This is a genomic window from Streptomyces sp. NPDC060027 (assembly GCF_042737005.1).
Classification (GTDB): Bacteria; Actinomycetota; Actinomycetes; order Streptomycetales; family Streptomycetaceae; genus Streptomyces.
In genome coordinates this window covers 13,060-27,016 of sequence record NZ_JBHWVI010000120.1, presented here as the reverse complement: position 1 = coordinate 27,016, position 13,957 = coordinate 13,060, and the positions used below count along the sequence as shown (strand labels likewise).

Genomic DNA, 13,957 nt, shown 5'->3' with positions numbered 1-13,957 from the left:
GATTTGCGGTCATGCCCCCACCCCCCCCGGTCCTCTCACCCGTTCTTGGACCTGGGGGACCCCCACGCCGTACCTACGTCCCCGAGCCCGTCACGGAGCTGGGGACAGCCCATTGGAGCCGGAGATGTTCGAGGCGGTCGAGGAACTGATCGGTGAGCACGCCGATCTGGAGAAGAAGCTCGCTGACCCGTCGGTGCACGCCGATCAGGCCAACGCGCGCAAGCTCAACAAGCGCTACGCCGAGCTGACCCCGATCGTCGCGACGTACCGCTCCTGGAAGCAGACCGGGGACGACATCGGCACGGCGAAGGAGTTCGCCGCCGACGACCCCGACTTCGTGGCCGAGGTCAAGGACCTGGAGAAGCAGCGCGAGGAGCTCACCGAGAAGCTCCGCCTGCTGCTGGTCCCGCGCGACCCGAGCGACGACAAGGACGTCATCCTGGAGATCAAGGCGGGCGCCGGAGGCGACGAGTCCGCCCTGTTCGCCGGTGACCTGCTGCGCATGTACCTGCGCTACGCCGAGCGCGTCGGCTGGAAGACCGAGCTCATCGATGCCACCGAGTCCGAGCTCGGCGGCTACAAGGACGTCCAGGTCGCGGTGAAGACCAAGGGCGGCCAGGGTGCCACCGAGCCCGGCCAGGGCGTCTGGGCCCGGCTGAAGTACGAGGGCGGGGTGCACCGCGTGCAGCGCGTGCCCTCGACCGAGTCGCAGGGCCGGATTCACACGTCGGCCGCCGGTGTCCTTGTCACGCCCGAGGCCGAGGAGGTCGACGTCGAGATCCACGCGAACGATCTCCGTATCGACGTCTACCGCTCCTCGGGCCCCGGCGGCCAGTCCGTCAACACGACCGACTCCGCGGTGCGCATCACGCACATTCCCACCGGAGTCGTCGCTTCCTGCCAGAACGAGAAGAGCCAGCTGCAGAACAAGGAGCAGGCGATGCGTATCCTGCGCTCCAGGCTCCTCGCGGCGGCGCAGGAGGAAGCGGAGCGGGAGGCCGCGGACGCCCGCCGCAGCCAGGTCCGCACCGTCGACCGCTCCGAGAAGATCCGTACGTACAACTTCCCGGAGAATCGCATCTCGGACCACCGCGTCGGCTTCAAGGCGTACAACTTGGATCAGGTCCTGGACGGCGAGCTCGACGCGGTCATCCAGGCCTGCGTCGACGCGGACTCGGCCGCCAAGCTCGCCGCCGCATAACAGCAAACGACAACAGCTCAGCCCCGGAGGACCAGCGTGAACCTGCTGCTCGCGGAAGTGGCCCAGGCCACCCAGCGGCTGGCCGACGCCGGCGTGCCCTCGCCGCGCAACGACGCGGAGGAGCTCGCCGCCTTCGTGCACGGCGTGAAGCGGGGCGAGCTGCACAGTGTCAAGGACACGGACTTCGACGCCCGCTACTGGGAGGTGATCGCGCGCCGCGAGGCGCGCGAGCCGCTCCAGCACATCACCGGGCGTGCCTACTTCCGCTACCTCGAACTCCAGGTGGGGCCGGGCGTGTTCGTCCCCCGCCCGGAGACCGAGTCGGTCGTCGGCTGGGCCATAGACGCCGTCCGCGCGATGGACGTCGTCGAACCGCTGATCGTGGACCTGTGCACCGGATCGGGCGCCATCGCGCTCGCCCTCGCGCAGGAGGTCCCGCGCTCCCGTGTGCACGCCGTGGAGCTGTCCGAGGACGCCCTCCGGTGGACGCGCAAGAACGTCGAGGGGTCCAGGGTCGACCTGCGCCAGGGAGACGCCCTCGCGGCCTTCCCCGACCTCGACGGCCAGGTCGACCTGGTGATCTCCAACCCTCCGTACATCCCGCTCACCGAGTGGGAGTACGTGCAGCCGGAGGCCCGGGACTACGACCCCGAACTCGCCCTTTTCTCGGGGGAGGACGGACTCGACCTCATCCGCGGCATCGAGCGCACCGCGCACCGCCTGCTGCGCCCCGGCGGCGTCGTCGTCATCGAGCACGCCGACACCCAGGGCGGCCAGGTGCCGTGGATCTTCACCGAGGAGCGGGGCTGGGCCGACGCGGCCGACCACCCGGACCTCAACAACCGGCCGCGGTTCGCGACCGCCCGCAAGGCGATGCCGTGAGCACCGCCCAGGGTGTCCCGGCGCACCGCGCCGTCGTGTGCGCGCGCATCACGTTTCCCCGCACCCCCAGCCAGCAGTACGTGTATGAGGAGGCCCGCTAAATGGCACGGCGATACGACACCAACGACGCGACCGACCGCACCACAGGTCTGCGTGAGGCAGCGTCCGCCGTCCGCCGTGGCGAACTGGTGGTCCTCCCGACAGACACCGTCTACGGCATCGGTGCCGACGCCTTCACCTCCGAGGCCGTCGCTGACCTGCTGGACGCCAAGGGCCGGGGCCGCAACATGCCCACCCCTGTCCTCATCGGCTCCCCGAACACCCTGCACGGCCTCGTCACGGACTTCTCCGAGATGGCCTGGGAGCTCGTCGACGCGTTCTGGCCGGGCGCCCTGACGCTCGTCGCCAAGCACCAGCCGTCCCTCCAGTGGGACCTCGGGGACACCCGGGGCACCGTGGCGATCCGTATGCCGCTGCACCCCGTCGCCATCGAGCTGCTCACGGAGGTCGGTCCGATGGCCGTCTCCTCCGCCAACCTCACGGGCCACCCCGCGCCGGAGGACTGCGACGCCGCGCAGGACATGCTCGGCGACTCCGTCTCGGTCTACCTGGACGGCGGTCCGACCCCGGGCAACGTGCCCTCCTCCATCGTCGACGTGACCGGCAAGGTGCCCGTGCTGCTGCGCGCGGGCGCACTGTCGGCGGAGGAGCTCCGGAAGGTCGTACCCGACCTCGAGGTGGCGAATTGACAGCCCCTGACGCGGGGCGTGGATGGATAGGCACGGGGATCACGGGGACCGGTGGGTCCCCCAAGGGGTCCTTCCGCATCCTCCACGTCAGCACCGGCAATGTGTGCCGCTCGCCGATCACCGAGCGGCTGACCCGGCATGCCCTGGCGGACCGGCTCGGCGACCCCCTGTGGGGCGGCCTCATCGTGGAGAGCGCCGGCACCTGGGGCCATGAGGGCGCGCCCATGGAGGCCAACGCCGAGACCGTCCTCGCCGACTTCGGCGCGGACCCCTCCGGCTTCGTCGGGCGCGAGCTGCTCGACGACCACGTCATCCGCGCCGACCTGGTCCTGACGGCCACCCGCGACCACCGCGCCCAGGTCATCTCCATGGGCCACTCGGCGGGCCTGCGCACCTTCACCCTGAAGGAGTTCACCCGTCTCGTCCGCGCCATAGACACGGCGACCCTGCCGCCCCTCCAGGACGGCGTGGTCGAACGCGCCGTCGCCCTGGTGCGGGCCGCCGCGGCTCTGCGCGGCTGGCTGCTGGCCCCGACCGCGGAGGCCGACGAGGTCTACGACCCCTACGGGGCGCCGCTGCCGTTCTTCCGGTCCATCGGGGACGAGATCAACGAGGCACTGGACCCGGTCGTCACCGCTCTGACAGGGGTACCCGCTCGGGCGTAACACCGGGCGTCCCACCGGTCCCGGTTCTACATTGGACGTAAGCGTCCCCCGCCGAGGCCCGGAGTCCACCATGCCGGTCGCAACCACGCTCGAAGCGGATGTCCTGAGCCGTCAGGACCCCGAGCTCGCCGAGATCCTGCTCGGTGAGCTGGACCGGCAGTCGACCACGCTGCAGTTGATCGCGGCCGAGAACTTCACCTCGCCCGCCGTGCTGGCCGCGCTCGGCTCGCCGCTGGCGAACAAGTACGCCGAGGGATATCCCGGCGCCCGCCACCACGGCGGCTGCGAGATCGTCGACGTCGCCGAGCGCGTCGCCATCGACCGCGCCAAAGCCCTCTTCGGCGCCGATCACGCCAACGTCCAGTCCCACTCGGGGAGTTCGGCCGTCCTCGCCGCGTACGCCGCCCTGCTGCGCCCCGGTGACACCGTGCTGGCGATGGGCCTGCCCTTCGGCGGTCATCTGACCCACGGGTCGCCCGCGAACTTCTCCGGCCGCTGGTTCGACTTCGTCGGCTACGGGGTCGAGGCCGAATCCGGGCTCATCGACTACGAGCAGGTGCGCACCCTGGCCCGCGCCCGTCGCCCCAAGGCCATCGTCTGCGGATCGATCTCCTACCCCCGGCACATCGACTACGCGCTCTTCCGGGAGATCGCCGACGAGGTCGGCGCCTATCTCATCGCGGACGCCGCCCACCCCATCGGGCTCGTCGCGGGGGGAGCGGCGCCCAATCCGGTGCCGTACGCCGATGTGGTGTGCGCGACGACCCACAAGGTGCTCCGCGGGCCGCGCGGCGGCATGGTCCTGTGCGGGAGCGAGCTGGCCGAACGCGTGGACCGGGCCGTCTTCCCCTTCACCCAGGGCGGCGCGCAGATGCACACCATCGCGGCCAAGGCCGTCGCGTTCGGCGAGGCGGCGACCCCGGCGTTCACGGGGTACGCCCATCAGGTGGTCGCCAACGCGCGGGTGCTGGCCGAGGGGCTGGCCGCGGAGGGGCTCGTGATCACCACGGGCGGCACCGACACCCATCTGCTCGCCGTGGATCCGGCGCCGCTCGGTGTCGACGGGCGTACCGCGCGTGGCCGGCTCGCCGCCGCCGGTATGGTCCTCGACACCTGTGCGCTGCCTCACGGTGACGCCCGCGGTCTGCGGCTCGGCACCGCGGCGCTGACCACGCAGGGGATGGGCGAGGCGGAGATGGCCCGGGTCGCCGCACTGTTCGCGGGGGTACTGCGGGGTGAGGTCGAGGGCAGGACCGCGCGTGAGGAAGTGCGGGAGCTGACGGGAAGATTTCCGCCTTATCCGGACTGACCGGGGGTACCCGTACCGGGCTGCACAGCCACTCGTGCAACCATCGTCGCTACCTGGAAGTCCTCAACCGTATGCGTGCATCGCTAGGGTGTGGGGCTGTGATGGCCAGCGAGACCTGTGGGGAAGCCCGTGCGTGAATACCTGCTGACGCTCTGCATCACGGCCGCGGTGACGTATCTGCTGACAGGGCCGGTACGTAAATTCGCGATCGTGGCCGGAGCCATGCCGGAAATCAGGGCGCGTGACGTGCACCGGGAACCCACACCGAGGCTCGGCGGCATCGCGATGTTCTTCGGACTGTGCGCCGGCCTGCTGGTCGCCGACCATCTGAGGAACCTCAACGAGGTCTTCTCGAACTCCAACGAACCGCGCGCCCTGCTCTCCGGAGCCGCGCTGATCTGGCTGATCGGCGTGCTGGACGACAAGTTCGAGATCGACGCCCTGATCAAGCTGGGCGGCCAGATGATCGCCGCCGGCGTGATGGTCGTCCAGGGTCTGACGATCCTGTGGCTGCCGATCCCGGGCGTCGGTCTGGTCGCGCTGACCCAGTGGCAGGGCACGCTGCTCACCGTCGCGCTGGTCGTCATCACGATCAACGCCGTGAACTTCGTCGACGGCCTCGACGGTCTCGCGGCCGGCATGGTGTGCATCGCGACCGCCGCGTTCTTCATGTACGCGTACCGCATCTGGTACGGCTACGGCATCGAAGCCGCCGCCCCCGCAACGCTGTTCGCGGCGATCCTGATGGGGATGTGTCTCGGCTTCCTGCCGCACAACATGCACCCGGCGCGGATCTTCATGGGCGACTCGGGCTCGATGCTCATCGGTCTCGTGCTGGCGGCCGGCGCCATCTCCGTCACCGGACAGGTCGACCCGGACAGGCTGAACCTGTTCTCCGGCTCCGAGCGCAGCACCGTGCACCAGATGGTGCCCGCGTACATCCCGCTGCTGCTGCCGCTGACGATCATCGCGATCCCGGCCGCCGACCTGGTGCTCGCCATCGTGCGGCGCACCTGGCGCGGTCAGTCGCCGTTCGCCGCCGACCGCGGGCACCTGCACCACCGCCTCCTGGAGGTCGGCCACTCGCACAGCCGTGCCGTCCTGATCATGTACTTCTGGTCGGCGCTGATCGCCTTCGGCGCCCTCGCGTACTCGGTCAACTCGGGGGCCATGTGGAGCGTGCTCGCCATCGCGGCGCTCAGCGCGGTCGGTCTCGTGCTGCTCCTGCTGCCGCGCTTCACACCGCGCGCCCCGCGCTGGGCCGAGCACCTCGTACCGCCGCGCTACCGCCGCCGCAGGGCCGTCGTGGCGGCCGGGGCGGGGGCGTCCGTCACCCATGAGACGGCGGGGGCCGACGGGTCGGACGAGGCGCGTGAGCACCGTGCTCCGGTGGCCGCCGGAGTCTCAGGAGTCAACGGAGCGACGGCCATTGGTACCCGTTCGCGACTCCTGGATCGGCGTGAGGCCGAGTCCTCGCGCTGACGCGAAGGTAAGAATCTGACTAACGCGTGACCAAATCGTGGGGTAGCAAAGCATCCCAATACCAGACAACTTGGTTCTCTGGATGCACAGACGCGCGCCTTCACTCTCATGTGTGACAGTTGGCACACCACCAGGTAAAGACCTCATCAAATAGTTTGTGATACGGTTCACGAGAACCCAGGGCAGAGCCGAAGGACCCCAGTACGACGGTCCCTTGGCGTGAGGTTCTCTCTCGGCCCGGGTCTACGCTCGTCCATGACGACACGCCCCCCTTAGCAAGCGGAGTTGCCGCCATGCCGTCCAATGACGCCCGGATTCTCCTTCAGGCCGCTGTGCCCACAGCTGCCGTCGGCGCGATTGCCGCCGTCGTCAGTGGTGTGGTCGCCGGCGGCAAGGGAGCGATCGGGGCGGTCGTCGCGACGCTGGTCGTGCTCCTCTTCATGGGGCTCGGGCTCTACGTTCTGCAGCGCACTGCCAAATCGCTTCCGCACCTGTTCCAGGCGATGGGCCTCTTGCTCTACACGGCACAGATTCTTCTGCTGTTCATCTTTGTCGCCGCGTTCAAGAACACATCGCTGTTCAACCCCAAGGCCTTCGCGCTCACCCTGGTCGCCACCACCCTCGTGTGGATCGGCGCACAGGCGCGTGCCCAGATGAAGGCCAGGATTCTCTACGTCGAACCGGACTCCTCGAAGGGCGACAAGCCCGAAAAGAAGGGCCACTCGTCGTGAGGGGTAGGGCCGGGATAAGTGGGCCGAAGAGATCCTGCTATCGTCCGGTGCCAACTGCGGCATCGCGGGCGCGGGCATCTGAGCTGACGCCTGCTCAATCGCGAGGCTTGATGCCCCACAGCCGCCCCCACATCCGTAACACCAGTCCAGTGCCGAACCGCGGCCGTGCGCCGCGCCGACACAACGAGGTTGCCGTACCTATGCGCCACGCTGAAGGAGCCCGCGGTGAGTGCTGACCCGACGCAGGTGCTCGCCTTCGAGACCGACTGCCACATCTTCGACGGCTGTGGCTTCCCGGCTCCCGGCCTGCACTCGTTCCTGTTCGAGCCCCTCTGGGGCGACGCGGACAGCAACCTGTACTTCAACAAGACGATGCTCCTGGCGCTGCTCGGCTCGCTTGTCGTCGTCGGCTTCTTCTGGGCCGCCTTCCGTAAGCCGAAGGTCGTCCCGGGCAAGCTGCAGATGGTCGCCGAGGCCGGCTACGACTTCATCCGCCGCGGTGTCGTCTACGAGACGATCGGCAAGAAGGAAGGCGAGAAGTACGTACCTCTGGTCGTCTCTCTGTTCTTCTTCATCTGGATGATGAACCTGTGGTCGATCATCCCGGTCGCCCAGTTCCCGGTCACGGCGATCATCGCCTACCCCGCGGTACTCGCCGGAATCGTCTACATCGTCTGGGTGTCCCTGACGTTCAAGCGCCACGGATTCGTCGGAGCGTTCAAGAACTTCAGCGGCTACGACAAGTCGCTGGGCCCGGTTCTCCCGCTGGCCATGTTCATCGAACTCCTCTCGAACCTGATCGTCCGGCCGTTCACGCACGCGGTGCGACTGTTCGCGAACATGTTCGCGGGTCACACCCTGCTGCTGCTGTTCACGATCGCTTCCTGGTACCTGCTCAACGGCTTCGGGATCGCCTATGCGGGCGTCTCGTTCGTCATGGTCATCGTCATGACGGCCTTCGAGCTGTTCATCCAGGCTCTGCAGGCGTACGTGTTCGTGCTGCTGACCTGCACCTTCATCCAGGGCGCGATGGCCGAGCACCACTGAGCTGCCCGCCTCTCGACCCCGCAGTCGTCCGGTGGCCAACCCCCACCGGTCCGTAAAGAAAAGGAAGAACTGGCATGTCCCAGACCCTTGCCGCTGTCTCCGGCTCGCTCGGCTCGATCGGTTACGGCCTCGCGGCCATCGGCCCCGGCGTCGGCGTCGGCATCATCTTCGGTAACGGCACCCAGGCGCTCGCCCGTCAGCCCGAGGCCGCCGGTCTGATCCGCGCCAACCAGATCCTCGGCTTCGCCTTCTGTGAGGCGCTCGCCCTCATCGGTCTGGTCATGCCGTTCGTCTACGGCGTCTGATCCACCCGATCAGCGACAGCCCACTAGACGAAAGGCACTGACATGAGCCACTTGCTCATTCTGGCGGCCGAGGAGAAGGAAAACCCTCTCATCCCGCCGATCCCCGAGCTTGTCATCGGCCTGCTCGCCTTCGTCATCGTCTTCGGCTTCCTGGCGTGGAAGCTTCTCCCGAACATCAACAAGGTTCTGGAGCAGCGTCGCGAGGCCATCGAGGGCGGTATCGAAAAGGCCGAGGCCGCTCAGACCGAGGCCCACAGCGTTCTTGAGCAGTACAAGGCTCAGCTCGCCGAGGCCCGTCACGAGGCCGCGCGCCTGCGCCAGGAGGCACAGGAGCAGGGCGCCACGCTCATCGCCGAGATGCGCGCGGAAGGCCAGCGGCAGCGCGAGGAAATCGTCGCCGCCGGTCACACGCAGATCGAGGCCGACCGCAAGGCCGCCGCTCAGGCGCTGCGTCAGGACGTCGGCCACCTGGCCACCGACCTGGCCGGCAAGCTCGTCGGCGAGTCCCTTGAGGACCACGCCCGGCAGAGCCGCGTCATCGACCGTTTCCTCTCCGAGCTTGAGGAGAAGGCCGAGGCGGCTCGATGACAGCGCACGGAGCGAGCCGCGAGGCAACCGCAGCCGCACGTGAGCGTCTCGACGCGCTGACGGACTCGACGTCCGTGGACGCGGCGCAGCTCGCCGACGAGCTGGCCGCGGTCACCGCGCTGCTCCACCGCGAGGTGTCGCTGCGTCGGGTCCTCACCGACCCGGCGCAGCCCGGCGAGGCCAAGGCCGAGCTGGTCCGGCGTCTGATCGGCGCCCAGGTGGGCGGCACCGCCGCCGACCTGGTGTCCGGCATGGTGCGTTCCCGCTGGTCGCAGCCCCGCGACCTGGTGGACGCCCTCGAGGAGCTCACCGCCACCGCCGACCTCACGGCGGCGCAGCGGACGGGCGCGCTCGACAACGTCGAGGACGAGCTGTTCCGCTTCGGCCGGATCGTCGCCTCGAGCACCGAGCTGCGCGCCGCGCTGACCGACCGGGCCGCCACCACGGCGGCCAAGAGCGAGCTGCTGCGCAGCCTGCTCGGCGGCCGGGCCGACGTGACGACCGAGCGTCTGGTGACGCGCCTTGTGACCGCGCCTCGCGGACGTAGCCTGGAAGCGGGACTCGAGTCCCTGTCCAGGCTCGCCGCCGAGCGCCGCAACCGCATGGTCGCCGTGGTCACCTCGGCGGTGCCGCTGAGTGACGGACAGAAGCAGCGCCTCGGCGCCGCTCTGGCGAAGCTCTACGGCCGCCCGATGCACCTCAACCTCGACGTGGACCCCGATGTCCTCGGCGGGATCCGGGTGCAGGTCGGCGACGAGGTCATCAACGGTTCCCTCGCGGACCGTCTCGAGGACGCCGCCCGCCGCATGGCGAGCTAGTAATCCCATAAGCAGTAGGCAATTACGGCCCATGTTGGGCCGTGCAGAGGATTCACCTCTCATAGGGGGGAGTCCCCATCCCCCCAAGTGAAACTTCGGGCCCAACAAGGAGAGCAGGGAACCCAGATGGCGGAGCTCACGATCCGGCCGGAGGAGATCCGGGACGCGCTGGAGAACTTTGTCCAGTCGTACCAGCCGGACGCGGCCTCGCGCGAGGAGGTCGGTACGGTCACCGTCGCCGGCGACGGTATCGCCAAGATCGAGGGTCTGCCCTCGGCGATGGCCAACGAGCTGCTGAAGTTCGAGGACGGCACCCTCGGCCTCGCGCTGAACCTGGAAGAGCGCGAGATCGGTGCGGTCGTCCTCGGCGAGTTCAGCGGCATTGAAGAGGGCCAGCCGGTGCAGCGCACCGGTGAGGTTCTGTCCGTCGCCGTGGGCGAGGGCTACCTCGGCCGCGTCGTCGACCCGCTCGGCAACCCGATCGACGGCCTCGGCGAGATCGAGACCACCGGCCGCCGCGCCCTCGAGCTGCAGGCTCCGGGCGTCATGGTCCGCAAGTCGGTGCACGAGCCGATGGAGACCGGCTACAAGGCCGTCGACGCGATGACCCCGATCGGCCGTGGCCAGCGTCAGCTGATCATCGGTGACCGTCAGACCGGCAAGACCGCGCTGGCCGTCGACACGATCATCAACCAGCGCGACAACTGGCGCTCGGGCGACACCAAGAAGCAGGTCCGCTGCATCTACGTCGCCATCGGTCAGAAGGGCTCGACCATCGCCTCCGTGCGTGGCGCCCTCGAAGAGGCCGGCGCGCTCGAGTACACGACCATCGTCGCCGCCCCGGCGTCCGACCCGGCCGGCTTCAAGTACCTGGCGCCGTACACCGGTTCGGCCATCGGTCAGCAGTGGATGTACGAGGGCAAGCACGTCCTCATCATCTTCGACGACCTCTCGAAGCAGGCCGACGCCTACCGCGCCGTGTCCCTGCTGCTCCGCCGTCCGCCGGGGCGCGAGGCCTACCCCGGTGACGTCTTCTACCTGCACTCCCGTCTGCTGGAGCGCTGCGCGAAGCTCTCCGACGACCTGGGCGCCGGTTCGATGACGGGTCTGCCGATCGTCGAGACCAAGGCGAACGACGTGTCGGCGTTCATCCCGACCAACGTCATCTCCATCACCGACGGCCAGTGCTTCCTGGAGTCCGACCTGTTCAACGCCGGTCAGCGTCCGGCCCTGAACGTCGGTATCTCGGTCTCCCGTGTCGGTGGCTCCGCCCAGCACAAGGCGATGAAGCAGGTCTCCGGCCGGCTCCGCCTCGACCTCGCCCAGTACCGCGAGCTGGAGGCGTTCGCCGCCTTCGGTTCCGACCTGGACGCCGCGTCGAAGTCGCAGCTGGAGCGCGGTCAGCGTCTGGTCGAGCTGCTCAAGCAGGCTCAGTACCAGCCGATGCCGACCGAGGACCAGGTCGTCTCCGTCTGGGCCGGCACCACCGGCAAGATGGACGACGTACCGGTCGCCGACATCCGCCGCTTCGAGAAGGAGCTCCTGGAGTTCCTGCACCGCAAGGAGCAGGGCCTCATGACCTCCATCAAGGAGGGCGGCAAGATGTCGGACGACACGCTCACCGCCATCGCGGACGCCATCGTCGACTTCAAGAAGCAGTTCGAGACCTCGGACGGGAAGCTTCTCGGCGAGGACAATCCGGCCGCTGCCAAGTGACGTAAGGAAGGGACCTGACTCATGGGAGCCCAGCTCCGGGTCTACAAGCGTCGCATCCGATCCGTCACCGCGACCAAGAAGATCACCAAGGCGATGGAGATGATCGCCGCCTCGCGCGTCGTCAAGGCGCAGCGCAAGGTGGCGGCCTCCGCGCCGTACGCGACCGAGCTCACCCGCGCGGTCACGGCGGTCGGCACCGGCTCGAACACCAAGCACCCGCTGACCACGGAGGCGGAGACGGCGACCCGTTCCGCGGTGCTGCTCCTCACGAGCGACCGCGGACTGGCCGGCGCCTTCAACTCCAACGCCATCAAGGCGGCGGAGCTGCTGACCGCCCGTCTTGAGGCCGAGGGCAAGGAGGTCGACACGTACATCGTCGGCCGCCGCGGTCTGGCCCACTACAACTTCCGCGAGCGCAAGGTCGCGGAGTCGTGGTCGGGCTTCACCGACGAGCCCACGTACGCGGACGCGAAGAAGGTGGCGGGTCCGCTCATCGAGGCCATCGAGAAGGAGACGGCGGACGGCGGCGTGGATGAACTCCACATCGTCTACACCGAGTTCGTCTCGATGATGACGCAGACGGCCATCGACGGCCGGCTGCTGCCGCTTCGCCTCGAAGAGGTGGCGGAAGAGGCGCCCAAGGGCGAGATCCTTCCGCTGTACGAGTTCGAGCCGTCGGCGGAGGACGTCCTTGACGCCCTTCTGCCGCGCTACGTCGAGAGCCGTATCTACAACGCGCTGCTCCAGTCGGCTGCCTCCAAGCACGCCGCCACGCGCCGCGCGATGAAGTCGGCGACCGACAACGCGGGAGACCTGATCACCACGCTCTCCCGACTTGCCAATGCGGCCCGCCAGGCCGAAATCACCCAGGAAATCAGCGAGATCGTCGGCGGCTCCGCAGCCCTTGCCGACGCGACCGCGGGGAGTGACAAGTAATGACGACGACTTCTGAGACGGCCGTTGCCACGGGCCGCGTCGCCCGGGTCATCGGCCCGGTCGTCGACGTGGAGTTCCCCGTCGACGCGATGCCGGAGATTTACAACGCCCTTCACGTCGAGGTGGCCGACCCGGCCAACGCCGGCGAGCTGAAGACGCTGACCCTGGAAGTCGCCCAGCACCTGGGTGACGGCCTGGTCCGTACGATCTCCATGCAGCCCACCGACGGTCTGGTCCGCCAGGCCGCGGTCACCGACACCGGTGCCGGAATCACGGTTCCCGTCGGTGACTTCACCAAGGGCAAGGTGTTCAACACCCTCGGTGAGGTGCTGAACAGCGACGAGAAGTACTCGGGCGAGCGCTGGTCCATCCACCGCAAGGCCCCGCGCTTCGACGAGCTCGAGTCGAAGACCGAGATGTTCGAGACCGGCGTCAAGGTCATCGACCTCCTCACCCCGTACGTCAAGGGTGGAAAGATCGGTCTGTTCGGTGGTGCCGGTGTCGGCAAGACGGTGCTCATCCAGGAGATGATCTACCGCGTCGCCAACAACCACGACGGTGTCTCCGTGTTCGCCGGTGTCGGCGAGCGCACGCGTGAGGGCAACGACCTCATCGCGGAGATGGCGGAGTCGGGCGTCATCGACAAGACCGCCCTTGTCTTCGGCCAGATGGACGAGCCCCCGGGCACCCGTCTTCGTGTGGCCCTCGCGGGTCTGACCATGGCGGAGTACTTCCGCGATGTGCAGAAGCAGGACGTGCTGTTCTTCATCGACAACATCTTCCGCTTCACGCAGGCCGGTTCCGAGGTCTCGACCCTGCTCGGCCGTATGCCCTCCGCGGTGGGCTACCAGCCGAACCTGGCCGACGAGATGGGTCTCCTCCAGGAGCGCATCACCTCGACCCGTGGTCACTCGATCACCTCGATGCAGGCGATCTACGTCCCCGCGGACGACCTGACCGACCCGGCCCCGGCCACCACGTTCGCCCACCTCGACGCGACGACGGTTCTCTCCCGTCCGATCTCCGAGAAGGGCATCTACCCGGCCGTGGACCCGCTGGACTCCACGTCCCGCATCCTGGACCCCCGCTACATCGCGGCGGACCACTACGCGGCCGCGATGCGCGTCAAGTCGGTTCTTCAGAAGTACAAGGACCTTCAGGACATCATCGCGATCCTCGGTATCGACGAGCTGGGCGAGGAGGACAAGCTCACCGTCCACCGTGCCCGTCGCGTGGAGCGCTTCCTGTCCCAGAACACCCACGTCGCCAAGCAGTTCACCGGCGTCGACGGGTCGGACGTCCCGCTGGACGAGTCGATCGTGGCCTTCAACGCGATCATCGACGGCGAGTACGACCACTTCCCGGAGCAGGCGTTCTTCCTGTGCGGTGGCATCGAGGACCTCAAGGCCAACGCCAAGGAGCTCGGCGTCTCCTGAACCTCGTGTTCTGAGTGAGGGGGGCGGGGCCGCGCCTCGCGGGGTGCGGTCCGTCCCCCCTCCGTACGCCTACTAGACTTTGACCCAACACC

The 13,957-nt window shown here is 68.3% G+C and carries 14 protein-coding genes; all 14 read left to right on the top strand.

Annotation, left to right across the window (positions count from 1 at the left end; genetic code table 11):
* Nucleotides 1-124 precede the first annotated feature (124 nt).
* Nucleotides 125-1,201, top strand: a complete 1,077-nt coding sequence (gene prfA / locus ACFWBT_RS26545) for a peptide chain release factor 1 (protein ID WP_385704845.1) — start codon at nt 125-127, stop codon at nt 1,199-1,201.
* 36 nt (nt 1,202-1,237) lie between these two features.
* A complete protein-coding gene (gene prmC / locus ACFWBT_RS26540) occupies nt 1,238-2,083 on the top strand; it encodes a peptide chain release factor N(5)-glutamine methyltransferase (protein ID WP_385704843.1) in 846 nt (281 codons plus the stop codon).
* Nucleotides 2,084-2,184: 101 nt separating this feature from the next.
* On the top strand, nt 2,185-2,832 hold the full coding sequence (locus ACFWBT_RS26535) for an L-threonylcarbamoyladenylate synthase (RefSeq protein ID WP_266762819.1): 648 nt from the start codon (nt 2,185-2,187) through the stop codon (nt 2,830-2,832).
* Nucleotides 2,829-3,497, top strand: a complete 669-nt coding sequence (locus ACFWBT_RS26530) for a protein-tyrosine-phosphatase (RefSeq protein ID WP_385704840.1) — start codon at nt 2,829-2,831, stop codon at nt 3,495-3,497. Before ACFWBT_RS26535 ends, ACFWBT_RS26530 begins: the two co-directional genes overlap by 4 nt.
* Nucleotides 3,498-3,567: 70 nt before the next feature.
* Nucleotides 3,568-4,806, top strand: coding sequence for a serine hydroxymethyltransferase (glyA, locus tag ACFWBT_RS26525; RefSeq protein ID WP_385704837.1), 1,239 nt, complete (start codon nt 3,568-3,570; stop codon nt 4,804-4,806).
* Nucleotides 4,807-4,935: 129 nt separating this feature from the next.
* A complete protein-coding gene (locus ACFWBT_RS26520; RefSeq protein WP_385704834.1) occupies nt 4,936-6,288 on the top strand; it encodes an MraY family glycosyltransferase in 1,353 nt (450 codons plus the stop codon).
* 293 nt (nt 6,289-6,581) lie between these two features.
* On the top strand, nt 6,582-7,019 hold the full coding sequence (locus ACFWBT_RS26515) for a hypothetical protein (RefSeq protein ID WP_266762826.1): 438 nt from the start codon (nt 6,582-6,584) through the stop codon (nt 7,017-7,019).
* 225 nt (nt 7,020-7,244) lie between these two features.
* Nucleotides 7,245-8,066 carry a F0F1 ATP synthase subunit A gene (gene atpB / locus ACFWBT_RS26510; RefSeq protein WP_385704831.1) on the top strand — a complete coding sequence of 274 codons (822 nt, stop codon included), beginning with the start codon at nt 7,245-7,247 and terminating at the stop codon, nt 8,064-8,066.
* A gap of 74 nt (nt 8,067-8,140) precedes the next feature.
* Nucleotides 8,141-8,371, top strand: coding sequence for an ATP synthase F0 subunit C (gene atpE, locus ACFWBT_RS26505; protein ID WP_031039373.1), 231 nt, complete (start codon nt 8,141-8,143; stop codon nt 8,369-8,371).
* 42 nt (nt 8,372-8,413) lie between these two features.
* Nucleotides 8,414-8,959, top strand: a complete 546-nt coding sequence (locus ACFWBT_RS26500; protein WP_385704828.1) for a F0F1 ATP synthase subunit B — start codon at nt 8,414-8,416, stop codon at nt 8,957-8,959.
* The gene (locus tag ACFWBT_RS26495; RefSeq protein WP_385704825.1) at nt 8,956-9,777 is read left to right on the top strand and encodes a F0F1 ATP synthase subunit delta; all 822 of its coding nucleotides are present in this window, start codon (nt 8,956-8,958) and stop codon (nt 9,775-9,777) included. Before ACFWBT_RS26500 ends, ACFWBT_RS26495 begins: the two co-directional genes overlap by 4 nt.
* A 126-nt stretch (nt 9,778-9,903) precedes the next feature.
* Nucleotides 9,904-11,493: a F0F1 ATP synthase subunit alpha gene (atpA, locus tag ACFWBT_RS26490; protein WP_385704824.1), complete on the top strand. Its 1,590-nt coding sequence runs from the start codon at nt 9,904-9,906 to the stop codon at nt 11,491-11,493.
* 21 nt (nt 11,494-11,514) lie between these two features.
* The gene (locus ACFWBT_RS26485; RefSeq protein WP_385704821.1) at nt 11,515-12,429 is read left to right on the top strand and encodes a F0F1 ATP synthase subunit gamma; all 915 of its coding nucleotides are present in this window, start codon (nt 11,515-11,517) and stop codon (nt 12,427-12,429) included.
* The gene (atpD, locus tag ACFWBT_RS26480; RefSeq protein WP_385704820.1) at nt 12,429-13,865 is read left to right on the top strand and encodes a F0F1 ATP synthase subunit beta; all 1,437 of its coding nucleotides are present in this window, start codon (nt 12,429-12,431) and stop codon (nt 13,863-13,865) included. Before ACFWBT_RS26485 ends, atpD begins: the two co-directional genes overlap by 1 nt.
* Nucleotides 13,866-13,957: the final 92 nt, after the last annotated feature.